The sequence below is a fragment of the Mesorhizobium sp. B2-5-3 genome, from assembly GCF_006441005.1.
In the GTDB taxonomy this organism is placed as follows: Bacteria; Pseudomonadota; Alphaproteobacteria; order Rhizobiales; family Rhizobiaceae; genus Mesorhizobium.
Genome location: NZ_VFUS01000003.1, coordinates 289,352 through 310,200, shown reverse-complemented (window position 1 = coordinate 310,200; position 20,849 = coordinate 289,352). Strand labels below are relative to the sequence as shown.

Here is a 20,849-nt window from a genome sequence, read left to right as displayed (position 1 = left end):
GTTTTCACAAAGCGACGCGAAGCAACCCCATGCTCGCTTTGCGGGCAATTCTTGCCGGCGTCTTGCTTCGGCAAAGCTTTGTTAACCTTAATAATGTGTAGTCGGGCTGTCGTGGTGTCGTAAACGAAAGCTTGGTCCCGTGAACGCAACCGGTCAGTCCGCGATCTTTGGCAGGCGCAAGGAACCGCATACAGTCATCATCGCCCGCGGCAGCGAGATCAGGCACTTCACGATCCGGCCCTGGCTGGTTGTATTTCTCGGTTCGGCGCTGGCGGCGATCGCCATCGGTTACCTGCTGGCCACCTCCTATCTCGTGCTGCGCGACGACCTGATCGGCGCCACGACCGCGCGCCAGGCGCGCATGCAGCAGGCTTACGAAGACCGCATCTCGGCGCTTCGCGCCCAGGTCGACCGCATCACCAGCCGGCAGTTGCTTGACCAGCAATTGATGGAAACCAAGGTGAGCGAGCTTTTGGAGCGCCAGACGCAGCTCAGCCAGCGCCACGGCCGCCTCGGCCCGCTGCTCGATCGCGCCGAAAATGAAGTCGGCGCAGCGACGGCCGAAGATCCGGCGGTGCCGGCAAAGCCTGACAAACACGCCGAAGTGACCGGCAGCATCGCCCAGCCTGCTCAAAGCTACGCGCTGGCCAGCCTCGGCGCCGCCCCTGGCGCCGCCGACACCAGGCCGTTCTCCCTGTGGGCGACCCGCTCCGATCCGCTGCCGAACGATTCAGCAGCCGATCGTGCCGACAAGCTGTTCATTTCGATCAACAAGTCGTTGAAATCCATCGAGAACGAACAGCTCACGCGCATCAGCATACTTGCTGACAACGCCTACAAGAATGCCGACGCCATAACCCAGGCGCTCGAGGCGGCCGGGCTGCCGGTCGACAGCGACTTCGGCAAGAACGAAAGCGATGTCGGCGGACCGCTGATCCCGCTCGACAGCTCGATGTTTTTCGACAGCAAGGTCAAGGAACTGGACGAGGCGCTGGACACGCTCGACCAACTCAAGAAGGAAGCACGCCGACTGCCGCTCGCGAATCCCGCACCCGGTCATTCCGTCACCAGCCCGTTCGGGGTGCGCACCGACCCGATCCTCGGCACGGCCGCCCTGCATTCAGGAATGGACTTCAGGGCGCCGATCGGCATGGCGGCCAAGGTCACCGCGCCAGGCGTGGTCACCAAGGCCGGCTGGAATGGCGGCTATGGCCGCATGGTCGAAGTCGATCACGGCAATGGATTTGCCACGCGCTATGGACATCTCAGCGAAATCGACGTGACCGTGGGCGAAAAAGTGGATGCCGGCGCTGTCATCGGCAAGACCGGCAGCAGCGGTCGCTCGACCGGCCCGCATCTGCATTACGAAGTCCGCCACAATGGCGAAGCGATCGATCCTTTGCGTTTCCTCACGGTCGGCAAGAAGGTCGCGCAGTATCTCTAACGAACGGGCCCAGGCCGCCGCCATCCCGCGCCGTCCTCATTGCTTTTTCGCATCCTTGTCGCCGTTCAGGGCTTTTCCCTTTCGGGGCGACCGCAAATTGTCGAAGCCCATATAGTGGTCGGTATCAGATGTGTTCCATCTGCCGCCCAGGCAGATGATGGCAATGGCCGCGGCAAAGATCAGCAAGACATAAATCTTATCCATGTCCCGCTATCTAGGGCGCGGTGATCAGCCGGACACCGGCCGGCTTTTCCGCCGTAGCGGGCGCGTCCCTCAAATGCGGCGCATTTTTGAATTCCATTTGACTGAATAAATACTTGGTGCCAACCTTGCCTCAACCGGGGACGCAAGGCATGGCATTGCGAGGGACCAATCAGGAGTTCGGGCGGCCGTACAACCGACGCATCGTGCTCGAATCGATCCGCCGGTACGGCCCCATCGCCAGGGGCGATATCGCCAGGCATGTCGGCCTCACCGTTCAAACCGTATCGACCATCGTTCGCGAACTGGAGGAGCAGGGTTACGTCCTGTCCGTACGCGAGGAGCCGAAGGGCCGTGGCCTGCCACCGGCGACGCTGCGCATCAATCCCGAGGGCGGCTATGCCGTCGGCATCCACCTGACGCCGCTGGGGATCGACGCGGCGCTGATCAATCTCAGCGGTGACGTGATCGACAGCTTGCACCGCGAGGCCCCCAACGCGACGCCCGATCATGCGTTCGACCAGGTCCGCGCCATGGTCCGCGACCTGACCGGAACGCGCGCCGCGGGCCGCGTCATCGGCATCGGCATGGCGCTTCCCGGCCCGTTCGGCGTGGACACGATGAGCTTCATCGGGCCGACCACAATGGCCGGCTGGAAGGACGTGGCGCTGCGCGAGCGGCTGACGGCGGCGACAGGATTGCCGGCCTTTTTCGACGGCGACATGGCTGCGGCCGCCATGGGCGAGCGCCTCTACGGCATCGGCGCCCAGCATTCCGAATATTACTATCTCTATTTCGGCGTCGGACTTGGCAGCGCCATGATGCATGACGGCAGCGTGCTGCGCGGCGCCTGGGGCAATGCCGGCGAGATCGGCCATATTCCCGTCGTTCCCAATGGCGAGCTTTGCCCGTGCGGCAATCGCGGTTGCCTCGAACGTTATGTCTCGCTCGAAGCGCGAGGGCGCTGGAAGGGCAGCGATGCCGATTGGGTCGCCGAGGTCGGCCCGATCTTCCGCAACGCCATTGCCATCATCGAGAACCTTTTCGACCCCGAGACGGTCGTGCTCGGCGGGCTGGCGGCGCCGGACCTGCTCGAACGCCTGGCGAGATCGGCTGCGCCTCTGCACAATTCGGTTTCGGCCCGCAAGGACCGCAAGACGCCACGCATCGTCGTCGCCGGCGGCGGCCAGCAAGCCGTGCTGCGCGGCGCGGCCGCATTGGCCGTCTCTGGCGTGTTGTCGCCACGCTTCGGCCAGATGTTCACCGCCGAGCGCGAACGCGGCCGCGATATTCTGACAGCCGGGGAGGTTGCCTGATGAGCGAACCCTTGCTGGTGCTCGACAACGTCACCAAGAACTACGGCGCGATCCAGGCGCTGAAGGGTATCAGCTTCTCGATCGGCAAGGGCGAGGTGGTCGCGTTGCTGGGCGACAACGGCGCCGGGAAGTCGACGCTGGTCAAGATCATCGCCGGCGGCCTGGAGCCCACCTCCGGCCGCATGCTGTTCGAAGGCAAGGAGTTCCTTGCCAAATCCCCCGCCGAGGCCAAGGCGGCGGGCATCGAGACCGTCTATCAGGACCTGTCGCTGTGCACCAATGTCGACGTGGTGGCCAATTTCTTCATGGGCCGTGAGATCACGCGCAAGGTGCTCGGCATTCCAGTGCTCGACGAGCGGGCGATGGAGGCCGTGGTCGGCAAGGCGCTTGCCAGCGCCGGCACCCGTATTCCGTCATTGCGCACCAATGTCGAGCATCTCTCGGGCGGGCAGCGGCAAGCCATCGAGCTCAACCGCTTCGTGCACTGGGGCGGCAAGCTTGTGCTGCTCGACGAGCCGTTCGCAGCGCTTGGCGTCGAACAGACGCGGCGCGGCCTCGACATGATCCGCCAAGTGGCGAACCAGGGCATCGGCGTCGTCATCATCACCCACATCATGCAGCAGGCCTTCCAGGTCGCAGACCGGATCGTAGTGATCCGGCAAGGCGTCGTGGCCGGCGATGTCGCACGCAACAAAACAAGTCCCGATGCGGTGATCAACATGATCACCGGAGAGACGCTTGCCGGTGCCGGACCGGCGGACTGAGGGACAAAAGAGGGGTCCGGCACTAGAGGAGCCAACGACATGAAACGAATACTTCTTTCTGTCCTAGGTATCCTGGCACTGGCAGTTGCCACGCTCACGCCGGCATTCGCCCAGTCCAAGGGTACCGTCTACTACATGGTGCCGACCTTGCTCGACGAGTTCCAGACCGGCTCGGTGAGCGCGCTGGAACTGTTCCTGAAACAGGTCGGCTACGAGATGAAGACGCTGAACGCCGACAACAAGACCGACGCCCAGCAATCGCAGATGAACGACGTCATCGCGCTGAAACCGAAGGCGATCATCCTGGCCGCCGTCGACTTCAACGCGCTGAAGCCGTCGATCGAGGCCGCGCGCGCGGCCGGCATACCTGTCGTGGAATTCGATCGCCAGATCACCTCCACTCCGTCCGACTTCACCTCGGTAGCCGGCACTGTCGAGATCGGCCACGTCGCCGCCGAACAGGCCGAAGCGCTGCTGAAGGCCAAGAACGGCGCTGTGAAGGGCAAGATCCTGCAGGTGCTCGGCGACCCCGGCGATCCCTACACGCTCGACATCCAAAAGGGCTTTGAAGAGAAGATGAAGGCGTTCCCGGACGTCAAGATCATCTCGCTGCCGGCCATGCAATGGGAGGCCAGCAACGCCGGCACCATCGTCGCCGACCAGATGCTTGCCAACCCCGACATCGACCTGATCTTCAGCCACGCCGCGCATCTTTCGGTCGCCGCCGTCGCCTCGCTCGAGGCCGCCGGCAAGAAGCCGGGCGACGTCATGCTGATGAGTTCGAACGGCGCGCCGGTCGGCCTCGACCTGATCCGCAAGGGCTGGCTCAACGTCGAAGTCGAACAGCCGCTCTACGCGCAGGCCGCGGCCGTCGCCATGTTCATGGACAAGGTCGTCAACAAGCAGGAAATCAAGCCCGGCGACTATGACGTGCTTGGGCTGAAATCAGTGGTGACCAAGGAGGCCTGGGGCCCGAACATCAAGATCCCGGGTGCCGCGATCACCAAGGAGAACGTCGACAATCCAGCCTTCTGGGGCAACCAGAAGCCGCCGACGGACACCGTTAAGCCCGTCGAATAAACCTTCCCCAGAACGGCTCCGGGCCACCCGCCCGGAGCCGCCCTGCCCGGCAGAATTGCCCGGCATAGAGCCGCCGCGGCATTCGAACCCAAACCGGATCAGCCCATGAGCCCCCGCACCCGTCAAATCCTCGAGTTCGTCCTCGATAATCTCGTCTGGTTCATGCTGGTCTTCGTGCTGGTGGTGTTCTCCCTTTTCATTCCCAACTATTTCCAGCTCGGTATTTTCGCCAACATCATCGAAGCCTCCAGCGTGCTGGGCGTGATGTCGATCGGCCTGGCGCTTGTCATCATCGCCGGGCACATGGACCTGTCGGTCGAATCGGTGGCCGCGCTCAGCGCCATGGTGGTCGGCATCCTGTTCTGCTCTTCGGGCATCGGCTTCGGCGTACAGTTGCATCCGGACTGGCTGATGGTGCCGGTCTCGCTGCTGCTGGCGCTTGCCGTCGGCGGCGTCATCGGCGCTTTCAACGGATTCCTGGTCGTCAAGGTCAAGATGAGCGCCTTCATCATCACGCTGGCCTCCTACATCTGGGTGCGCGGCCTGGTGCTGGTCATTTCGGGCGGCCGCTCGGCGCAGGATCTGGCGCCTGCCATCCGCTGGTTCGGCATCCAGCGGCTGATCGGTCTGCCGCTCACCGCCTGGATCGCGATCGCCTGCTTCGTCGTCTTCTCGCTGATTATGGCCAAGACGCCTTTCGGCAGGCATCTGGTGATGATCGGCGGCAACGAGACGGCGACCTTCCGCGCCGGCATCCGCGTCAACCGCAACCTGATCATCGCGTTCGTACTTGCCGGCGCCATAGCCGGCCTTGCCGGCTGGCTGCTCGCCATCCGCACATCGGGCGCCACCGCCAATCTCGGCGTCGGCCTGCTGTTCAACGCCTTTGCCGCCGTCGTCATCGGCGGCGTCAGCCTGAAAGGCGGCGTCGGCACCTTACCCGGCGTCTATGCCGGCGTGCTGCTTTTGTCGGCCATCAACACGGCGATCAATCTGATGGGCCTGCCCGCCAACTTCACCCAGGTCATTCACGGCCTGCTGGTGCTGGCGGCGGTCCTGCTCGACGCCTTCAAGCAAACCATTCGCCAGAGGCTCGCATGACCATACGGCCAGAGACCGGAAGACTGTCGGGCAAGGTGGCGCTGATCGTCGGCGCCGCGCGCGGCATCGGCAAGGGCATCGCCCAACGTTTCGCCGAAGAAGGCGCCAGGCTTGTGCTTGCCGACACCGAGATCGAGGTGGGGCGAGCGACCGCCAGTGAACTTGACGCCGCCTTCATCGGCACGGACATCTCGCTTTTGGCCGATGTCGAGGCCGCCGTCGCGCTGGCGCTCGCGCACCATGGCCGCCTCGACATCATCGTCCAGAACGCCGGCATTTATCCCTGGCAATTGCTGGAGAACACCAGCCCGGACGACTGGGATCGCGTCATGGCGGTCAATCTGCGCGGCAGTTTCAATGCCGCTCGCGCCGCACTGGTGCCGATGAAGGCGCAGCGCCGCGGGCGCATGCTGTTTACCTCCTCGATCACCGGACCGCACGTCACCAGTCCCGGCCACGGCCACTATTCCGCGACCAAGGCAGGCATAAACGGGCTGATCCGTTCGGCGGCGCTCGAATTCGCCGGCTACGGCATAACCGTCAACGGCGTCGAACCCGGCAACATTCTCACCGAGGGAATGGAGCTTCACCGGGGTGCTGCCTTCATCAAGAACATGGAAGACGCCATTCCGCTCGGCCGGCTGGGCAGCCCGCGCGACGTCGCCAATGCCTTCCTGTTCCTGGCCTCCGACGATGCCAGCTACATCACCGGCACAACGATTGTCGTTGATGGCGGGCAATTGCTGCCGGAGGGGAGCGACTTCAGGCTGGCGCCGCCGTGAACAACGCGTGAGGGAAACAAGAAAGCCGGCGCACATCATCACTGATGCAAGCGCAACCGCAGCGTTCCGCTGGCGGTGATCGACGGGGATTTGGCCCACCGGAACCTCAAGGCGATACACCCGTTCTACCATGTGTGATTCAGGAGATAGTCACAATGGATTGGAACCGCGTCGAAGGAAACTGGAAGCAGGTCAAGGGTAAAGTCAAGGAGCAGTGGGGCAAGCTCACCGATGATGATCTCGACCGCATCGCCGGCAAACGTGATCAGCTTGAGGGCATTATCCAGGAACGCTACGGCATCGAGAAGGATCGCGTACGCCGAGACGTCGACGACTGGTATAGTCGGCAGGGCTGGTAGATAGCAGAGCTGCCATAAACGGCCTCTTTTCCGAGAGCCGTTATGCCTACGGTGGGCGGGCTCCCCCGCCCTTCCTGGCCATCCAGACGATGGCGCTCGGCACGCAAAAAACACAACGTCTACACCTCCAAGATCTGCGGCCAGCAAGCCGATATGCGCTACCTACGCCCGTAGATGAACAGCCGGATCATAGGCCCCTTGAGATCGGCTGGAACTCGCCCATGTCGCGCAGATGTTCCGTTATCGCGGAATATCGAACCACAAGGTTTTCCGGCATTATACTTCCTGGCGGACCCCAACCCGCCTGGCCGGCGTCCTGCAAGTCGGGTTTACCCCACCCGCCCCCAAAAAAGGGCGCCGGCCACCTCCGCTCGGCACGGCGCGCGCCTTGCGTGGATGGTGTGGCAGAATCAGGAGAATAACGAGTGGTCTGGTGCCATTCGGCAAGCCTTTGGCCCCGGGAACTGCGGTTTCCGCAGATGCCCGCAAACCGTATTCACTTGGCGATCCCACCCTCGCTACAGAACTTCTGGGCACGACAGGCTTTGTTTCGATCGATTTCATCGACGTGCGGGAACCGGTCTTCCATGTGCCAGACGTCGATAGAGCGTTTGATGCGATCATCGACCTTTAACTTGTAAAGGACGCGCTCGCGCGAACCGATGAGGCGGCCGACAAGGCATTGCTGCGGCTGCGCGATCTACTGGAGGCGCATATGACCAGCGAGGGCGTACTCTTCGACTCGCGCGCGTGGATCATCACAGCTCATACGGCGACAAGGTGATTGGCTCTTGCGGCCTTGATCGTCCGGAAACGCTTTCACTGTGTGGATGTTTTTAACAAGCAGGCCGCGGAGCCACGTCCCAGATCCGCAAGGTCTGGGTTATCCCCGGCAAGAAGACATTTTGACATTCGACGTCGACATTTCTCCCAAGCCAAGGGTTTGTTTCCCCTAGGAGAAATGGCGCGAGTGACGGGGCTCGAACCCGCGACCTCCGGCGTGACAGGCCAGTGAAACGGCCAATCTGTTCAAACGGTGGTTTCGACTCTCTGATGCTCGAAATTGGCGGCAAAAACGCGAAAGTTGAAACTCGGTCTAAGCGCATCGTTCTCGCGGATCTACCCGATCACATTAAAAATTCGTCACTTGCCAAATTCAATCGACCTCCTTAACTAGCTGGAGACGATACCACGGGTAGTATCACGGCTTGGGCCAGTTTCAAAAACTCTGTGACGCGATACGGAACAACCCGAAGGATGTTCGGTTCTCAGATGCATGCAAAGTCGCCGAAAAGCTCGGGTATGTGAAAGGCGGTTCTGGCGGACACACCGCCTACGCCCGCCCTGGTGATCCGAGCGGGCTTAATTTTCAAAGAAAAAGCAACGGGAAAATCCCGGCCTATCAAGGCGAGCAACTAGCGGAAGCAATCGACAGACATGAGGCTCGGTTAGCAAATGGAAAGTGAAAAATATCCCGCACAGGTTTTTTGGAGTGATGAGGATGAGGGATACATCGCTATTGCTCCGGATCTTCCAGGCTGCTCAGCATTCGGGGAGTCTCAACAGGAGGCTCTGAGTGAGTTGGCTCACGCGATCGAGGCGTGGGCGGACGCCGCGCGGGCTGCCGGTAACGACGTTCCACGGCCCTCAAAACCAGCTGTAAAGGCCAAATTCAGCGGCAAAACCCTGCTGCGCATGCCAACTGATTTGCACGCTCGCCTCGCTTTAAGAGCGAACGAGGAAGGCGTGAGCCTAAACCAATATGCCGTATATTTGCTGGCGACTGCATTGGCGACGAATTCTAAGCGAGCGCGTCAGCACCACGATATTTATGTTCACCTGAACAACTATGTCGTCAACGCACCAGTCCCTGCTGTTCGGATACTCGGCGTTGGGCCTACCTTGAATCCCCTAAGTTGGCCTCATCATCGCTCACCGGAATGGCTATCGACCGATCACAGCAACCCTATCCTAAGTACATCGAGCTCAGTACCTGGCAGAACGAACCAAATCGCCTGATTGAACTCGCAAAGGTCAATAACATGGCAGAAACAACTCAGATATCGTTCACACTGACCGAGGTCGCAAAGCTCTTGCTTCGACAGCAGGGCATTAAGCAGGGCCGTTGGTCCCTCGGATTCGATCTGGGCTTGGCAGTTGGGGCCTTTGGTGCCAGCGAGGCGGAGTCAAGACCCGGTGCGATGTTGCAAATCGGAGGGCTAACTTTGGCGCGAGTACCAGACGAAAGCCCACCTTCAACTGCCAGCTATGTAGTCGACGCCGCAACACTGGAAGAATAATTTTTATCGACGCTGAAGTGTGCGGAGCCTGTTCACTTCGGATAGTCGGCCTTGACGACGATCCTTGTGTAGGCGCGCTCGACCTGAAAGACGGCTTCGTCCCTGGTCTCAGTCGATCCTCTGGCGCCGCCAACGAAGCATGACCAGAACCAGAGACCCGCGGACGGGCCGTGAAGCTCCTTCCAGATCCGGCCGATACTCTGGCTCTGGAATCTGGCAGCGAAATCATATGGCGCGTCTTGCCCGCCAATGACCGTCCTGCCCCACCGGAGATGGACACGAGCGCAGCGGTCTAAGAGAAACTGGAACGCGCCTTCCTTGGTCTCGAAGGTTTCCAGTATGGTGCTGCCATCCACGACCTGCCAGCCGCGTTGATAGGCAAGACGGACGGTTAGGCGATCGGTCATCCCCGGAATCGCTCGGTGTGCCAGGTGATTTTTCCGTCCACCTTCATCGGCTTGTGGACGACCAGGCGTGTGGGGAGGTGTTCCGGATGGACCTCCAGGAGCGTGATTTTCACGGTCGGCTTGCAACGGCTGCAATCGAATTTGAGCTTTAGCGGATCGACCCCGCCGCCATAGACCATCATCAGATCGGCTGAACGGCAGTAGCGGACGTTACCGCAGCTGCATTCCGCCCTGACGAGCATGTTGTGCCGGGTCGCCTTGCCCAGCGTGTCGATCGGATCGTGCGCCATGCTGACAAATGAGGAACATATTCCTCACTCGTCAAGAGCCTCTTGACTCCAATGTTCCCTTTTCGTTCACTGTTGGCAGGATAGCCACAAGGAGGATGATATGGACCTCGTTCTGTCAGTTCCGGGCGCATCGCCCGAGGAAATATCGCGAGGCTTAGCGGCAGCAGAGGAAGCACTAGAACTCGCTGGCTTCACTGCCGAGGAAGCCGCTTACGGTGCCTTCGTAGTTGAAGGTTGGGACATCAACGGCCCGCCCGAAGATGGCCCTGACCATTCGGCGTCCCGCGCCGCAAGTGCTTGGGGGCAAGCCCATGCGGCAGCATTGGAGGCCTGCTGTAAGAGCTGGCCGGAGAGCCGCATGCCCATATCGGTGGGGCTGGAGTTGCTGACCGATCCCGAGACGCAACTCGCCGATCGTTCGACAGCGCTGGCAATGCTTCGCGAACATCTCGAGCAAGATGGCAAGGATACGTTGAACGGGGAGGACGTGGTTTTGGCTTGGCGGGTTGCTGCCGAGGTCGTCGACCAGTTTTCAATGCGCGACCTTATTGGCGACCTGTCTATGGCCTTTACCGCCCTCTCCCATTCCCATCTCCGCCCGGATGAGCCCATCGAACCGAAGCGCCGAGCTGTGCGCGACGCGATCAACGCGCTGGAGGCAGCTACCGAGAAGCCGTCGTTACACTGATGCCGAAACGCAATCGCGTCACGCCCGCGCCATCGGTTATCGACCGGGATTGGCCGCACCAGGTCGCCTTGCCGGATGACATCTGCACTGATCGAAACCTGACCATGATCACGCAGTTCTGCCAGGACATCGGCGTCAAGCCTCAGATAAGGCGGGTGCAGGCGATATGGCCGAGCGGCAAATATGAGGACTACCGCATCCACTGCTTTTCCGACCCCGCCGCGGCGAAGGCGTTTCTTGACCATTTTGCCGGCGACGTGTTCGATCCCAAACGCGATCGGGAGAATGGGAAGATCCGGGGTGCCTGGCGCCGCACGGGCGAATACAAGCGCATCCTCGACCTTGGGCCTTTGAGCGTTCCCGAGATCCTGCGCAACTAGGGGCAAGACATGTGCAATCTCTACAATCTCACCACCAGCCAAGAGGCCATACGCCAATGGACGGGTGCCCTCCGGGACATCCTGGGCAACCTGGAACCGTCAATCGACATCTATCCAAACAGGCCGGGCCCAGTGGTTCGGAACGCTCAAGATGGGCAGCGGGAGGTCGCCAATCTCCTTTGGGGAATGCCGACGCCGGCCGAGCGCGTGAAAGGCGCCGCCGACTACGGCACCACGAACATTCGCAACCCACAGTATGGTCATTGGCAGCAATATGTCGGGATCGAGCATCGCTGCGTCGTTCCCGTAACAAGCTTCGCCGAGCCCTCCCCGACGCCTGGCGACAAAGACCCCGAAACCGGTATCCAGCGGAACTACTGGTTCGCGCTGAACGAGGAGCGTCCCTTGTTCTTCTTCGCAGGCCTGTGGACGCCCTGGCATGGCGTGCGCAAGGTCAAGGATGGTCCGGGCGACTTCGAGCTCTACGGCTTCATGACGACCGCGCCCAACGCGCTGATCAAGCCGATCCACGAGAAGGCCATGCCGGTGATCCTGACCAGCCGGGAAGAAATCGAGACCTGGCTTACCGCGCCCTGGTCGGAGGCGAAGAAGTTGCAGCGCCCCGCGCCCGACGATGCCCTCGTGATCGTCGACAAGCCAGCGACGCAGATCAAATTCCCGCAGCAGGCGCCGCAGCAGGGCTCATTGTTTTAGGCAGTGGAGGTACCGCTCATGCCAAACCGAATCATCACTCTCGACAGTCGCCAGGAAGCAGCATTGCAAGCCGTCGCCGACAAATTCGTCGCCCAGCACAAGGGCGATACGATGAAAGCCCTGAAGGAAATGATCGTGCTGAACGGCCACCTTCACGAGCAGCTTGACGCGCTCAAGGCCCCTCCTCTCGGCAAGCGCTACGGATGAGCGACGAACCGATCCGGCTTGCTGATGGCATAACCGCGGTACCCCGCGAGCCAGTGCGAATTGAAAACCACGTCTGCGAACATGCCGGGTGCGGCCTGCGGGCGCCATTCGGCTTTGCTCGGCCGAGGCAGGATCCGCACTGGTTCTGTCTGTCGCACCGGGCTGACGGTGATCATTATCTTTAGGAGCGGCAATGTCTGATCATGTTCTGCCTAACCAGAAGAAACCAAAACTGATCGTCGTCGTCGCGTTCGACCGTGGCGAAGACGGTGAGTTGTTCACCGCATATGGCCCGACAGACCAGCAGAGCGAAGACCGAGCCATCCGTACGGCCAAGGTGCTTGCCGCGCAACACGTCGGTGTCATAGCCTGGAGCCGAGATGCAGACCCCGCACTGGGTGACTACGGCTCGCCGAATGTGCTTTTCACCAGCGGCGAAGTGCCCGACATGGAATGAAAAATGATCAATCCGCCCAAGCGCCAGGAAGAATATCCGGACCGATCGATCGATTGCCAGGAGGCCATGGAGCCGGGGTTTCAAGCGATAGTCGATTGTATGCTGGAGGCAGGCTGGAGCCGTGGCGAGATCCTGAAATCGTTGAAGCGGCTCATCGCGGCCGACAACATGACCCAGAAAGAGAACGCCAGGACCGAGGCGGAGCTTGCGATTGCGCGGGCGATGATCCGCGCCGGCAAGTCGCTCTAGCTCTTCTCGACACCGGCCTCGTCGATCTCCGCTTCCATCTGGTCGCTGATTGGTGAGACCTTGCCCGCGCCGGCGATGGGCTGGCCATCAAAGCCTTGGAGCCAGGCGTCGGCGAATTCCTGCCAGTAGGCCGGCACCGCGCGCTCCTTGCCATCCTTTCGCGCCTGGGCGCCATACATCCAGGCATAGCCGGCGCGCTCCTGGTCCTTCTTGGCTACGGCCATCATTCGTTCTCCCGGTAGTCCACCAGCTTCGCGTGGCGCAGCTTTTCCTCACCCTTGAGGAATTTGACCCGGCCGACAAGACCGGGTTTCAACCATTCGGCCTTTTCCTTTTTGAGGCCTTTCGGCACCGGCCCGCCGACCTTGCCCTGGACGCGATCCCACAGGCGCTGGCGCTTGTCGGCCTTGAAGGTGACGAAGGCGCCGCCTTTGTAGTGGCCCTTGTCCGCCATCAGCACCATCGCCGGCTTGCCCGTCTCGCGCTGCACGCCGATGATCTCCATCTCCTTTTCGTCAAAGCATTTGATCTTGCGCCAGTTCATCGTCGGGCCGCTGCGATAGGCGCTGGTTTTGAGCTTCGAGACGATGCCCTCGATGTTCGCCTCGCAGGCAAGGTGATAAACGGCGTCGCCGGTTCCCGGCAGCGCTTCGCTGAACTGGATGCGGCCCCCGGCCGGGATCATCTCATGCAGGATCTCGCGACGGTCCTCGACCGGCATGTCGCGCAGGTCATGGCCGTTAAGATGGAGCAGATCGAACGTGACCAGATAGAGCTCGCGCGACGGCGTGCGCTTGCTGACGGCCGCCTGCAAGGCGTGGAAGTCGGACAGGCCGGCCTCATTGATCATGATGGCCTCGCCCTCGAGGATGAAGGTGTCGGCGTCGATCGCCGCGGCTTCTTCGGCGAGGACCTTGTAGCGCCCCGTCCAGTCGTGCCCCCTCCTGGTCAGCAGGCGGATGCCGCCGGCGTCCTTGATGACCTGTGTGCGGTAGCCGTCGAACTTGACCTCGTGCAACCAGTCGTCATCCTCGGGCGGGGTGTCGACAAGCTCCGGTTCCATGGGTGGGATGAACTTCAAACGCATGAACTGACTCGCAAGACCGCGACTCAATCAGCTTTAGCTAAAATGGTTCCCAAACCGGAAACCGGCATCGGAGTGCAACAAAGATGCCGGCCGAGCGTTGCCCATCGGTGGGAGCGAGGAGGAACCGTAATGGCAGACGACAAGAGCAAACGAGATTTCCGCGATCGAAACCGCGTTTCAGCCGATGAGGACTATGAGGTCCGGTATTTCGCCGAGCAGGCCGGCATTACCGCAGAACAGGTGCGCCAGTTGATCAAGCGACACGGCAACGAACGCGCCACGCTGGAACTCGAAGCGAAAAAGCTGCGCGGACAATGAAACTGACCGACCTCGGCCCTCCCATTCCCGGCGAACTGCACGGTGGCAAACACATCCCCGAGGAGGAGAATTTCTACACGTGCAAAGTCTGCGGTCAAAAGGTTGATATGCGCGACCTGCGGCAGGTCATGTGGCACGAACAGCCGGACCACGACCCGCTTGAGATCGACTGAGCTTGCCGTCATCTCGTGCAGATGAGCGGCCGCGGAGGTTTGGTTGCGAGAACGCCACCCCATTCCAAAAAATCCGAACTTGCGCTTTGCTGAAATTTGAAGCACCAATACAGCGGGTGGGGACAAAAATGGCAAAAGCTGAAGAAGACGCGACGGATGCGGCAGACGTGGTCCGCGCAGCAGAGATCGAGTACGACGCGGACATCTATCTATACTCCGCAGCAATAGACCACAAAGGCTACGGCCGAATAGTTCAGTCGTTCAATCGAACTCGGCCGAACGCATTGTTGCTGCTGACGACAAACGGCGGGTTGGCGAACTCAGCCTACAAGATTGCAAGATTTTTTCAAAACCAGTACGAGCACTTTACGATCTGCATTCCCAGCGTGTGCAAAAGCGCGGGAACGCTGCTCGCCGTGGGTGCCCATGACCTGATCATGGGTCCGTTCTCCGAATTGGGCCCTCTTGACGTTCAACTTTATGAGCGAGACGAGATCTTTTCTCGCAAATCGGGGCTACTTAGCCATTCGGCGTTTGAAGCATTGAAGCGTGAAACCTTTGACGTCTACGAACACATCCTGCTCTCGATAAAGGCCCGTTCCGGCGACAATATCAGCTTCTCAGTCGCGTCAGCTGTTGCTGGCGAAATGACCACCGGCCTGCTTGCACCCATTTATGAACAAATTTCGCCGACGGGCTTGGGGAGCGACTACCGGGACCTTCAGGTTGCTGTTCACTATGGTCAGCGCCTGGCAATGTATTCAGGCAATATCGAACCTGCCCACGTCGATTGGTTGACCGAAAACTACCCCTCACATGATTTTATAATCGATGAGGAAGAGGCACGGCAGATGTTCAAAAACATCGATGGCCCCACGGACGCACTCTGGAAATTGATTGGAACTTTCGCCGAAATCATGCTTTCTGAGCGAGAAGACGGTCTAGTGTTGCGTCTCAGCGACATTGCCAGTGAGGTGGCGAACGATGATGAAGCTTCGTTTAACGGGGGAGAGGAAAGTCATGGAAAAGCAGAAGTGGCTGGTAGCCCAGCAAGAAATCGCCCGCGGGCTAATCGAACGCGGGCGAAAGGATCTGAGCCCGCCGAAGGTAGCGAAGCCGCAAAAGTCGAAGGATCAGATGGAAACGCGGCGAAGGCTAATTGACGTAATGAGCTCGTGCGCGGTGCCCGCGTAATCCCACACCAAGCCCCGGCCCAAAGCCGGGGTCTTGCTTTGCGGCTGGTAGTTCAGGCAATCACATGCGCTTTGCACTTCGACGCATGAATCTCGGCAGGATCACCCTCCCCGCAGCACGCGCCATATGTCGTGCCAAAAGTAAGTGATGGCCGACGCCATGGCGCCGGCCGCGATTCCGGTGACGCCCAGTGCGCCAAGCCCCATGAGCTTCCACCTGGTCACCTCGGCCGTCACCTGCTTGACGCTGGTCATGTCGGCATTGAGCTTGCTGACCGCGCTTTCGGTGGCACTCACGCGCTCCACCAGCTCGTCGGTCTTCTGGTACATCTTCGCCCGACTGGCAGCGGCGCGCTGTTCCGATTGCTCGTAGCTGAGCGCCGCCCTGGCATCGCTATCCTTGATGTCGCGCCGGATCTCGGTGATGTCGCGCTGCATGTCCTGCGTCGCTTGCAGCAGGCCGCCGATCATCATTTCCAAGCTTTTTGTCCCAGATACCGGCATCATCCCCGCCCTCGATGCAATGCTATGATTTCAGTTCGGCGCGGCGCGCGGCGCTTGCCTTGGTGTGCAGGTCGCATTCGACCCGGGTGTAGAGTTTCACCGCGCAGCCTGGCGCCATGGTGCGGTCGATCTTGTTCTGGTCGGCGATGGTCTTGCCCTGCGCGCCGGCAAGGCTGTTACCGAGGGCCGAGCGAAGCGGCGTTACACCGCTGACGCCCGAAGTCGTACACGCCGCCAGCGTCGATGCACTCGTCAAGAGACATGCGAGCATCAATGCCCTTTTGGATCGCATCGGCATTCTCCTTTTCGATCTTGGCGCGCAGCTCGTCGGCGCCCCAATGCTTGATGAGTGCGTAGCCGCCGAGCGCGGTGCCGGAGACGGCGGCGGCGATCGCGACCCAGATGATGATGCCGGCCAGCGGGCGGGGAACGCCGAGGAGGCCGGCAACCAGGGAGATGAACCAGGTCATGCCGGCGCGGTCCCGAGCGCTTCGGCCAGGCGCTTGGCCTTGCGGTTGACATACCAGCGATAGGCAAGGCCGCCGATGACAAGCAGCGCACTCGCGAACGCCAGGGCGACGACGACCCTTCCAATGAGCTCGCTCGAATACGAGAGCGGCGAGATCTGGTTCTGCAGCTCGGTTAACGTGCCAGCGAGCCCGCCGCCCGCGACACCGCCACCGGTCGCCAGGTCGGCCGGCGCGGTCGAAGGCGCTGCCTTGGCATCCTCGACCAGCGCCTTTGCCTGGCCGCCGTCGACGAAGCTGGCGGCCTGCGGCTTCTCGCCGGTCGCCCAGGCCTTGCCGATCGCGCGCACTTCGGCGACACGCGCCGTCCAGCCTTTGCCGAAGGTCGGGAACGTGCCGAGATGGCGAAGGAAGTTCATGCGCGCCTCGCAGATGCGATCAATCAGCGCGTCGTTGTTGTTGACAGCCTTGAGCGCCGCCAGCGTGCCCACGCCCATGACGCCGTCGATCGGCCCGGTATAGATCGGGCGAAGCGCCTGCTGAAGCCACATAATCGAGCGGCCGGGCCCGGAGTTCACGCCGCCATCGAACACTACGTAATCGACGCCGTCAGGCAGCAGGTCGCCCTTCACCGCGTCCCAGTACTGGCGATCATAGATCTCGCCGACCTCGTCCCTGGTGATGCTCTTGACCGAGCGCTTCGCCAGGCCCTTTTCCTTCCGATAGCCGTCATAGACGCGCTGCGTCACGCCCTTGTTGGTCGGGCCGCCCGGATCGGCCGGATGGTTCACATAGCCGCCTTCGTGCACCAGCACCTTGGCAAGCGATTCCTTTTCGCGCGAAACGGCCATGGGGTTTCCTTTCGGGATGATGATTGGCTATGGTCGGCCCCGGGAGGGCCAGGGGATGAAGTACGACGAACCCCAAGGGGATTGGGTATCGCTGCCGAAACCGTGGCTGGAGCTACGGCAGCATTTGCGAGACGCGGTTTTGAACGCCGGCGAAATCCACACCTATGACGGCGGACATCTCCTGCTGGTCGACGGCCTATGGGAAGTGATGGTGAGCGGCGATCAGAACGACGCCGATGTGGTTCTCAACGTGCTGCGCAAACCAAGCTGAAGGCCCGTAGGCGATGGAAACTCAACTGGAAGCCTGGACCGGGCGGCTGCTGAAACTGTGGCAGGAATGGGCGCCAGCCATGGGCGTTGTCGTCGCCATCCTGGTCTGCCTGGTCTGGACGGTTTACCTGCCGATCGTGGGGCTGCGGCACCTCTTGGGGTACTGAGGCGCGGCGCTCGCGCACGTCAACCAGACGCCCCGATCTGGCCCTCACCGGCCTGCACTAGAACTAATTGGACAGCCGCTCATTGTTTAGGCTAAACAGTCACCGGCCAATGCGGCCGGGGGGCCAATACTTTGACGCTGAAAACAAAGCCAAGGCTTGTCGGCCTGGATGTTGCCCGGATCTTTGCCGCTCTGGCCGTGATGGTCTTTCATCTCGCCTATTGGTCAGGGTTCAAGGCGTCGACGCCAGGATCAGTTCTGCAAGAGGCGGTCTTATTCCCGGAGTTGGCACCGTTCGTTTTTTGGGGCCGATTCGGTGTCGAGATATTTTTCGTCATCTCAGGGTTTGTCATCGCATTTTCGGCCGCGAACGCAACGCCATGGCACTTCATTCGCGCTCGTTTCCTGAGGCTTGTACCCGCGGCCTTCATCTGCGCGACGATGACCTTTGCCGTCGCTGTGATGATCGGCTGGCTGCCAATGCCGGCATTGGTCGAGCGCTACATCAGGACCCTGACCTTCAACTTTTACGGGCCCTGGATCGATGGCGTATATTGGACCCTTGGCATTGAAGTGAGCTTCTACATTTTCGTAGCGGCGCTGCTCGCGATTCGTCGATTTTCATGGGTCGAGCCCGCAATGGCCATCATAGGCATAACCAGTGCCACGTTCTGGATCTGGGCTTGGGCCGCATCGCACGGCTACGTCCACCCGCTCGCGTTTCCTATCCAAGGGAGAGCACGGGACCTGACCTTCACCTTCGGAACATACTTCGCCGCCGGCGTTTTCCTGTGGTCATCGTTGATGATCAGGCCAACCATAGTGCGCAGCGCGGCACTTTCGATCTTCGTCATTGGCGGTATGGTCGGGATTTATATGACCGCGCCGGCCTCCTATCACAACGATCCCTCGCTGCGCTGGGTGCCTGTCGGCATCTGGGTGGCAGCCATCGCCCTCATGGCGACCTCTGTTCGGTTCGACGCGCTGCTATCGGCACGAATCGGGGAAAGAACACTCGCCTGGATACGGCTCTGCGGAACGGCGACCTATCCGCTCTATCTGCTGCACGATATCATCGGTGCGGCCATTCTGCGGGCGATCGCTCTGCAAGGTGTCGAGCGATACACGGCGCTGATCTGCACCTTTGCGATCGTAATCGCGCTATCGATAGCAATCACATTGGCGCTAGAGCCGCCGTTGCGGAAATCGATCGCCCGGATCATTGATTTTCGCCCGCTCAGGCCGAAGGCCATTGCATAGCTGGCAGCTCCGCGAGGAACGCCTCAACCGTAGGAATACTCCGCTCGCCGGCCGTGACCTTGTCCAGTTCTCCATAGGCATAGACCCACACGGCATCGCGCCAGGCAAGGAAGGCTGTCGCCTCGGCAGACCAGTCCGACACGGTCGAGGCGACATAGCCGGCAAGAGCGTTTCCGTCGGCATAGAAGCGCGATTTGGCTGTCTGGTCGACGAGCGATTGGATTGCCGTCTGGAAACTCGCCAGCAGCGTCGCCTGCGCTTCAGCCGCCTTCTGAGCAGCCGTGCTGATGATGGAAGGATCAGGCGTCCACATCGTTGGTCTCCTCTACTGGCGCCTCATCATGCGGCACGACGACCGACCCGTCTTCCGTCACCACGATGTCGACAGGAAAAGCGACGGCCTGTGAAGGGTTCGGTCCATGCGGCAGGCTCAGAACAATGTGAACCTCACCGTCTGCCTTGGTGACGTCGCCGACGATAAACTCACAGGGGACATCTTCGGCCTTGATCGTGTCACCATCGCCCAGACCAGTGAAGTTGAACTGCTCGCCGTTGATGGTCAGAACGTCGCCGGTCTTTTCGAGCACCAGCGCGTCGTCGCGGCGTTGCGGGGAAAACGAAATGCGCATCAAAACCACCTTCCGATTGCGAGGATGTCGATACCAGCGGTCACGTATTGTGACGGGAAAGATGCCGACACGAAGTTGGCCACAAAGGCGGCCGAGTTGGTCGCCTTGCTGGCCGCTTTAATGCTAGTCACCGAGGATGAAGTCGAACCGTTTCCGATAGCGCCCACGCTGTAGCTTGTATCTATGAATGTCGCGGGGAAAGCAGCCGTGGCCGGGCCGGTGTCGACGCATGTGAATTGCCGCGATATGATTTGTGTTCCGTTTGCGAACCTAGCGTAAGACCCATTGGCGTTGCTGCCGCTTTCAATGAGGCCGCCAGTCGGAACGCCGCCGGATTGCGCTACGGTCGCGAGAATGTTCCCTTGGCGGAATGCCTTGTCGGCGGTAAGCGTGGCCGAGATATTGCCGTTTGGAACAGCGCCCAACGTGGCGTACATGGCCGCCGCATTGGCTCCGCCTACCAGCGCACGGCCCGCCGCTGTGAACGTTGCCAGAGCCGCGCTGTTTGCCCCGTCGAAATAGGGAAGTTTGTCGGCTGCGGCTGTCAGACCAAGCAGCGCGCGGGCGGCGGCCTTGAAGTCGGCCATGGCCGCGACGCCGGGTCCGCTGAAGTATGGCAGCTTGTCGGCCGCGCTGGTCAGGTCGGCAATGGCGGCGAGATTGCCATTGGCAAGGGCCTCGATCAGCGTCGCCGCCTGCGCCGTCAATCGCGAGCCGTCCGACTGGAAACGGATGCGCATGGGCTGGGCTGCGCCGGCAGCACCGGCCGGGCAATTTTCGACAAGCGTGCCGGCATTCTCCCCGGTGATCGAGCCTATCACCAGGACCAGCCCCTTGGCCGGCAGGAGGATCTCGTCGCCAGCGCGGACCGCCGCCGATTGCAGCGCGGCGCCCGTCGAGGTGAAGTTCGCCGAGCCGCTGGTGAGCGTGATCGTGCCCGTCACATAGTCCGGAACAACGGCCATGTCAGTTTGCCTTCGGCTTTTTGGCCGGCATCTCGGCCGGTTTCAGCGCCGCAAGCTCGGCTTCCAGCTCGGCCACGCGCGCCTTCAGGTTCGCGTTGCTCTGCGCCAGGAACAGGATCCGGTTCCTGGATGCCTTCGCCGCCGCGTCGAGGCGCTCGACCTCCTCCTCCAGCGCAACCTGCATTGAGATGGTCATGGTCTCGGGCTCATTGGTCGTCATTATGGGG

The 20,849-nt window shown here is 61.1% G+C and carries 32 protein-coding genes and 1 pseudogene; 21 read left to right on the top strand and 12 right to left on the bottom strand.

The features are described 5' to 3' along the window. Positions 1–139 precede the first annotated feature (139 nt). Positions 140–1,444 (top strand): M23 family metallopeptidase, encoded by a 1,305-nt coding sequence (locus FJ867_RS09025; RefSeq protein WP_140817217.1) that lies wholly within the window; start codon positions 140–142, stop codon positions 1,442–1,444. A 36-nt stretch (positions 1,445–1,480) separates the two neighbouring features. Here FJ867_RS09025 and FJ867_RS28715 read toward each other — a convergent pair whose 3' ends face one another. After that, positions 1,481–1,648, bottom strand: a complete 168-nt coding sequence (locus tag FJ867_RS28715; protein WP_181168489.1) for a hypothetical protein — start codon at positions 1,646–1,648, stop codon at positions 1,481–1,483. A 149-nt stretch (positions 1,649–1,797) separates the two neighbouring features. On the opposite strand from FJ867_RS28715, the gene FJ867_RS09020 reads away from it, so the two are divergent. The 8 genes and pseudogenes from FJ867_RS09020 to FJ867_RS08980 all read left to right on the top strand — a co-directional run bounded on the left by FJ867_RS09020 (position 1,798) and on the right by FJ867_RS08980 (position 9,066). Then, a complete protein-coding gene (locus tag FJ867_RS09020) occupies positions 1,798–2,961 on the top strand; it encodes an ROK family transcriptional regulator (protein ID WP_140666908.1) in 1,164 nt (387 codons plus the stop codon). Next, the gene (locus FJ867_RS09015) at positions 2,961–3,725 is read left to right on the top strand and encodes an ATP-binding cassette domain-containing protein (protein WP_140817215.1); all 765 of its coding nucleotides are present in this window, start codon (positions 2,961–2,963) and stop codon (positions 3,723–3,725) included. The genes FJ867_RS09020 and FJ867_RS09015 overlap by 1 nt, the downstream gene beginning before the upstream one ends. A 39-nt stretch (positions 3,726–3,764) precedes the next feature. Further along, positions 3,765–4,805 carry a sugar ABC transporter substrate-binding protein gene (locus FJ867_RS09010; RefSeq protein ID WP_140515774.1) on the top strand — a complete coding sequence of 347 codons (1,041 nt, stop codon included), beginning with the start codon at positions 3,765–3,767 and terminating at the stop codon, positions 4,803–4,805. A 105-nt stretch (positions 4,806–4,910) separates the two neighbouring features. Next, entirely contained in the window at positions 4,911–5,906 is a 996-nt protein-coding gene (locus tag FJ867_RS09005) for an ABC transporter permease (protein ID WP_140556947.1), read from the top strand. Further along, complete coding sequence (locus FJ867_RS09000; RefSeq protein WP_140817213.1) at positions 5,903–6,688, top strand: SDR family oxidoreductase; 786 nt, start codon at positions 5,903–5,905, stop codon at positions 6,686–6,688. Before FJ867_RS09005 ends, FJ867_RS09000 begins: the two co-directional genes overlap by 4 nt. A gap of 155 nt (positions 6,689–6,843) precedes the next feature. Next, positions 6,844–7,047, top strand: a complete 204-nt coding sequence (locus FJ867_RS08995; protein WP_140493912.1) for a CsbD family protein — start codon at positions 6,844–6,846, stop codon at positions 7,045–7,047. Positions 7,048–7,425: 378 nt separating this feature from the next. Further along, a pseudogene (locus FJ867_RS08990) lies at positions 7,426–7,831 on the top strand (methyltransferase); the annotation flags it as partial. 671 nt (positions 7,832–8,502) lie between these two features. Next, on the top strand, positions 8,503–9,066 hold the full coding sequence (locus FJ867_RS08980) for a type II toxin-antitoxin system HicB family antitoxin (RefSeq protein ID WP_140817209.1): 564 nt from the start codon (positions 8,503–8,505) through the stop codon (positions 9,064–9,066). Positions 9,067–9,379: 313 nt separating this feature from the next. Here FJ867_RS08980 and FJ867_RS08975 read toward each other — a convergent pair whose 3' ends face one another. Next, complete coding sequence (locus FJ867_RS08975) at positions 9,380–9,754, bottom strand: hypothetical protein (protein WP_140817208.1); 375 nt, start codon at positions 9,752–9,754, stop codon at positions 9,380–9,382. Continuing rightward, positions 9,751–10,044 carry a hypothetical protein gene (locus tag FJ867_RS08970; RefSeq protein ID WP_140817206.1) on the bottom strand — a complete coding sequence of 98 codons (294 nt, stop codon included), beginning with the start codon at positions 10,042–10,044 and terminating at the stop codon, positions 9,751–9,753. Before FJ867_RS08970 ends, FJ867_RS08975 begins: the two co-directional genes overlap by 4 nt. 100 nt (positions 10,045–10,144) lie before the next feature. Here FJ867_RS08970 and FJ867_RS08965 point away from each other — a divergent pair, with 100 nt between their 5' ends. The 6 genes from FJ867_RS08965 (at position 10,145) to FJ867_RS08935 (ending at position 12,739) form a co-directional block, all read left to right on the top strand. Continuing rightward, positions 10,145–10,732 carry a hypothetical protein gene (locus FJ867_RS08965; protein ID WP_140817205.1) on the top strand — a complete coding sequence of 196 codons (588 nt, stop codon included), beginning with the start codon at positions 10,145–10,147 and terminating at the stop codon, positions 10,730–10,732. Beyond that, positions 10,732–11,112: a hypothetical protein gene (locus tag FJ867_RS08960; RefSeq protein WP_140817203.1), complete on the top strand. Its 381-nt coding sequence runs from the start codon at positions 10,732–10,734 to the stop codon at positions 11,110–11,112. Before FJ867_RS08965 ends, FJ867_RS08960 begins: the two co-directional genes overlap by 1 nt. A gap of 9 nt (positions 11,113–11,121) precedes the next feature. Continuing rightward, the gene (locus tag FJ867_RS08955) at positions 11,122–11,826 is read left to right on the top strand and encodes an SOS response-associated peptidase (protein ID WP_140817201.1); all 705 of its coding nucleotides are present in this window, start codon (positions 11,122–11,124) and stop codon (positions 11,824–11,826) included. Positions 11,827–11,844: 18 nt separating this feature from the next. Continuing rightward, positions 11,845–12,033, top strand: coding sequence for a hypothetical protein (locus FJ867_RS08950; RefSeq protein ID WP_140817199.1), 189 nt, complete (start codon positions 11,845–11,847; stop codon positions 12,031–12,033). Positions 12,034–12,226: 193 nt separating this feature from the next. Further along, a complete protein-coding gene (locus tag FJ867_RS08940; RefSeq protein WP_140817196.1) occupies positions 12,227–12,490 on the top strand; it encodes a hypothetical protein in 264 nt (87 codons plus the stop codon). A 3-nt stretch (positions 12,491–12,493) separates the two neighbouring features. Beyond that, a complete protein-coding gene (locus FJ867_RS08935) occupies positions 12,494–12,739 on the top strand; it encodes a hypothetical protein (protein ID WP_140817194.1) in 246 nt (81 codons plus the stop codon). Here the strand turns inward: FJ867_RS08935 and FJ867_RS08930 are convergent. Both FJ867_RS08930 and FJ867_RS08925 read right to left on the bottom strand, forming a co-directional pair. Beyond that, complete coding sequence (locus FJ867_RS08930) at positions 12,736–12,966, bottom strand: hypothetical protein (RefSeq protein ID WP_246675028.1); 231 nt, start codon at positions 12,964–12,966, stop codon at positions 12,736–12,738. The two genes, FJ867_RS08935 and FJ867_RS08930, sit on opposite strands and share 4 nt — an antisense overlap. Beyond that, positions 12,963–13,826, bottom strand: a complete 864-nt coding sequence (locus FJ867_RS08925) for an ATP-dependent DNA ligase (RefSeq protein WP_140817193.1) — start codon at positions 13,824–13,826, stop codon at positions 12,963–12,965. The genes FJ867_RS08930 and FJ867_RS08925 overlap by 4 nt, the downstream gene beginning before the upstream one ends. A gap of 129 nt (positions 13,827–13,955) precedes the next feature. On the opposite strand from FJ867_RS08925, the gene FJ867_RS08920 reads away from it, so the two are divergent. The 3 genes from FJ867_RS08920 to FJ867_RS08915 all read left to right on the top strand — a co-directional run bounded on the left by FJ867_RS08920 (position 13,956) and on the right by FJ867_RS08915 (position 15,480). Next, positions 13,956–14,144, top strand: coding sequence for a DUF3606 domain-containing protein (locus FJ867_RS08920; protein ID WP_140817191.1), 189 nt, complete (start codon positions 13,956–13,958; stop codon positions 14,142–14,144). Next, positions 14,141–14,317, top strand: coding sequence for a hypothetical protein (locus FJ867_RS28710; RefSeq protein ID WP_181168340.1), 177 nt, complete (start codon positions 14,141–14,143; stop codon positions 14,315–14,317). The genes FJ867_RS08920 and FJ867_RS28710 overlap by 4 nt, the downstream gene beginning before the upstream one ends. Before the next feature lie 128 nt (positions 14,318–14,445). Next, positions 14,446–15,480, top strand: coding sequence for a hypothetical protein (locus FJ867_RS08915; RefSeq protein WP_140817189.1), 1,035 nt, complete (start codon positions 14,446–14,448; stop codon positions 15,478–15,480). 132 nt (positions 15,481–15,612) lie between these two features. Here FJ867_RS08915 and FJ867_RS08910 read toward each other — a convergent pair whose 3' ends face one another. The 3 genes from FJ867_RS08910 to FJ867_RS08900 all read right to left on the bottom strand — a co-directional run bounded on the left by FJ867_RS08910 (position 15,613) and on the right by FJ867_RS08900 (position 17,332). Beyond that, positions 15,613–15,984, bottom strand: coding sequence for a DUF1515 family protein (locus FJ867_RS08910; RefSeq protein WP_246675033.1), 372 nt, complete (start codon positions 15,982–15,984; stop codon positions 15,613–15,615). A gap of 206 nt (positions 15,985–16,190) precedes the next feature. Next, positions 16,191–16,484, bottom strand: a complete 294-nt coding sequence (locus tag FJ867_RS08905) for a hypothetical protein (protein ID WP_140817185.1) — start codon at positions 16,482–16,484, stop codon at positions 16,191–16,193. Continuing rightward, on the bottom strand, positions 16,481–17,332 hold the full coding sequence (locus FJ867_RS08900; protein ID WP_140817184.1) for a glycoside hydrolase family 108 protein: 852 nt from the start codon (positions 17,330–17,332) through the stop codon (positions 16,481–16,483). The genes FJ867_RS08905 and FJ867_RS08900 overlap by 4 nt, the downstream gene beginning before the upstream one ends. A gap of 55 nt (positions 17,333–17,387) precedes the next feature. Between FJ867_RS08900 and FJ867_RS08895 the strand changes: the two genes are divergently transcribed. The 3 genes from FJ867_RS08895 to FJ867_RS08890 all read left to right on the top strand — a co-directional run bounded on the left by FJ867_RS08895 (position 17,388) and on the right by FJ867_RS08890 (position 19,028). Further along, positions 17,388–17,603 (top strand): hypothetical protein, encoded by a 216-nt coding sequence (locus tag FJ867_RS08895; protein WP_140817182.1) that lies wholly within the window; start codon positions 17,388–17,390, stop codon positions 17,601–17,603. A gap of 13 nt (positions 17,604–17,616) precedes the next feature. Continuing rightward, complete coding sequence (locus tag FJ867_RS28700; protein ID WP_181168338.1) at positions 17,617–17,769, top strand: hypothetical protein; 153 nt, start codon at positions 17,617–17,619, stop codon at positions 17,767–17,769. 131 nt (positions 17,770–17,900) lie between these two features. Next, positions 17,901–19,028: an acyltransferase gene (locus FJ867_RS08890; protein WP_140817180.1), complete on the top strand. Its 1,128-nt coding sequence runs from the start codon at positions 17,901–17,903 to the stop codon at positions 19,026–19,028. On the opposite strand, the gene FJ867_RS08885 is transcribed toward FJ867_RS08890, so the two are convergent. Genes FJ867_RS08885 through FJ867_RS08870 form a run of 4 tightly spaced genes read right to left on the bottom strand, consistent with a single transcriptional unit; the run spans position 19,006 to position 20,842 of the window. After that, on the bottom strand, positions 19,006–19,341 hold the full coding sequence (locus FJ867_RS08885; protein WP_140817178.1) for a hypothetical protein: 336 nt from the start codon (positions 19,339–19,341) through the stop codon (positions 19,006–19,008). The two genes, FJ867_RS08890 and FJ867_RS08885, sit on opposite strands and share 23 nt — an antisense overlap. Next, positions 19,328–19,657 (bottom strand): hypothetical protein, encoded by a 330-nt coding sequence (locus FJ867_RS08880; RefSeq protein ID WP_140817176.1) that lies wholly within the window; start codon positions 19,655–19,657, stop codon positions 19,328–19,330. The genes FJ867_RS08885 and FJ867_RS08880 overlap by 14 nt, the downstream gene beginning before the upstream one ends. Continuing rightward, positions 19,657–20,622 carry a hypothetical protein gene (locus tag FJ867_RS08875; protein WP_140817174.1) on the bottom strand — a complete coding sequence of 322 codons (966 nt, stop codon included), beginning with the start codon at positions 20,620–20,622 and terminating at the stop codon, positions 19,657–19,659. The genes FJ867_RS08880 and FJ867_RS08875 overlap by 1 nt, the downstream gene beginning before the upstream one ends. A 1-nt stretch (position 20,623) precedes the next feature. Continuing rightward, on the bottom strand, positions 20,624–20,842 hold the full coding sequence (locus FJ867_RS08870) for a hypothetical protein (RefSeq protein ID WP_140817172.1): 219 nt from the start codon (positions 20,840–20,842) through the stop codon (positions 20,624–20,626). Positions 20,843–20,849: the final 7 nt, after the last annotated feature.

Excerpts from the sequence above, each read along its gene's own strand:
- FJ867_RS08895 (WP_140817182.1), top strand. The coding sequence starts at position 17,388 with ATGAAGTACGACGAACCCCAAGGGGATTGGGTATCGCTGCCGAAACCG.
- FJ867_RS08910 (WP_246675033.1), bottom strand. The coding sequence starts at position 15,984 with ATGATGATCGGCGGCCTGCTGCAAGCGACGCAGGACATGCAGCGCGAC.
- FJ867_RS08885 (WP_140817178.1), bottom strand. The coding sequence starts at position 19,341 with ATGTGGACGCCTGATCCTTCCATCATCAGCACGGCTGCTCAGAAGGCG.
- FJ867_RS08955 (WP_140817201.1), top strand. The coding sequence starts at position 11,122 with ATGTGCAATCTCTACAATCTCACCACCAGCCAAGAGGCCATACGCCAA.
- FJ867_RS08925 (WP_140817193.1), bottom strand. The coding sequence starts at position 13,826 with ATGCGTTTGAAGTTCATCCCACCCATGGAACCGGAGCTTGTCGACACC.
- FJ867_RS08880 (WP_140817176.1), bottom strand. The coding sequence starts at position 19,657 with ATGCGCATTTCGTTTTCCCCGCAACGCCGCGACGACGCGCTGGTGCTC.
- FJ867_RS08900 (WP_140817184.1), bottom strand. The coding sequence starts at position 17,332 with ATGGCCGTTTCGCGCGAAAAGGAATCGCTTGCCAAGGTGCTGGTGCAC.
- FJ867_RS09010 (WP_140515774.1), top strand. The coding sequence starts at position 3,765 with ATGAAACGAATACTTCTTTCTGTCCTAGGTATCCTGGCACTGGCAGTT.
- FJ867_RS08905 (WP_140817185.1), bottom strand. The coding sequence starts at position 16,484 with ATGACCTGGTTCATCTCCCTGGTTGCCGGCCTCCTCGGCGTTCCCCGC.
- FJ867_RS28715 (WP_181168489.1), bottom strand. The coding sequence starts at position 1,648 with ATGGATAAGATTTATGTCTTGCTGATCTTTGCCGCGGCCATTGCCATC.
- FJ867_RS08970 (WP_140817206.1), bottom strand. The coding sequence starts at position 10,044 with ATGGCGCACGATCCGATCGACACGCTGGGCAAGGCGACCCGGCACAAC.
- FJ867_RS08950 (WP_140817199.1), top strand. The coding sequence starts at position 11,845 with ATGCCAAACCGAATCATCACTCTCGACAGTCGCCAGGAAGCAGCATTG.
- FJ867_RS28710 (WP_181168340.1), top strand. The coding sequence starts at position 14,141 with ATGAAACTGACCGACCTCGGCCCTCCCATTCCCGGCGAACTGCACGGT.
- FJ867_RS08875 (WP_140817174.1), bottom strand. The coding sequence starts at position 20,622 with ATGGCCGTTGTTCCGGACTATGTGACGGGCACGATCACGCTCACCAGC.
- FJ867_RS08960 (WP_140817203.1), top strand. The coding sequence starts at position 10,732 with ATGCCGAAACGCAATCGCGTCACGCCCGCGCCATCGGTTATCGACCGG.
- FJ867_RS08975 (WP_140817208.1), bottom strand. The coding sequence starts at position 9,754 with ATGACCGATCGCCTAACCGTCCGTCTTGCCTATCAACGCGGCTGGCAG.
- FJ867_RS09020 (WP_140666908.1), top strand. The coding sequence starts at position 1,798 with ATGGCATTGCGAGGGACCAATCAGGAGTTCGGGCGGCCGTACAACCGA.
- FJ867_RS08930 (WP_246675028.1), bottom strand. The coding sequence starts at position 12,966 with ATGATGGCCGTAGCCAAGAAGGACCAGGAGCGCGCCGGCTATGCCTGG.
- FJ867_RS08995 (WP_140493912.1), top strand. The coding sequence starts at position 6,844 with ATGGATTGGAACCGCGTCGAAGGAAACTGGAAGCAGGTCAAGGGTAAA.
- FJ867_RS09015 (WP_140817215.1), top strand. The coding sequence starts at position 2,961 with ATGAGCGAACCCTTGCTGGTGCTCGACAACGTCACCAAGAACTACGGC.
- FJ867_RS08935 (WP_140817194.1), top strand. The coding sequence starts at position 12,494 with ATGATCAATCCGCCCAAGCGCCAGGAAGAATATCCGGACCGATCGATC.
- FJ867_RS08920 (WP_140817191.1), top strand. The coding sequence starts at position 13,956 with ATGGCAGACGACAAGAGCAAACGAGATTTCCGCGATCGAAACCGCGTT.
- FJ867_RS28700 (WP_181168338.1), top strand. The coding sequence starts at position 17,617 with ATGGAAACTCAACTGGAAGCCTGGACCGGGCGGCTGCTGAAACTGTGG.
- FJ867_RS09005 (WP_140556947.1), top strand. The coding sequence starts at position 4,911 with ATGAGCCCCCGCACCCGTCAAATCCTCGAGTTCGTCCTCGATAATCTC.
- FJ867_RS08915 (WP_140817189.1), top strand. The coding sequence starts at position 14,446 with ATGGCAAAAGCTGAAGAAGACGCGACGGATGCGGCAGACGTGGTCCGC.
- FJ867_RS08965 (WP_140817205.1), top strand. The coding sequence starts at position 10,145 with ATGGACCTCGTTCTGTCAGTTCCGGGCGCATCGCCCGAGGAAATATCG.
- FJ867_RS08940 (WP_140817196.1), top strand. The coding sequence starts at position 12,227 with ATGTCTGATCATGTTCTGCCTAACCAGAAGAAACCAAAACTGATCGTC.
- FJ867_RS09000 (WP_140817213.1), top strand. The coding sequence starts at position 5,903 with ATGACCATACGGCCAGAGACCGGAAGACTGTCGGGCAAGGTGGCGCTG.
- FJ867_RS08870 (WP_140817172.1), bottom strand. The coding sequence starts at position 20,842 with ATGACGACCAATGAGCCCGAGACCATGACCATCTCAATGCAGGTTGCG.
- FJ867_RS08980 (WP_140817209.1), top strand. The coding sequence starts at position 8,503 with ATGGAAAGTGAAAAATATCCCGCACAGGTTTTTTGGAGTGATGAGGAT.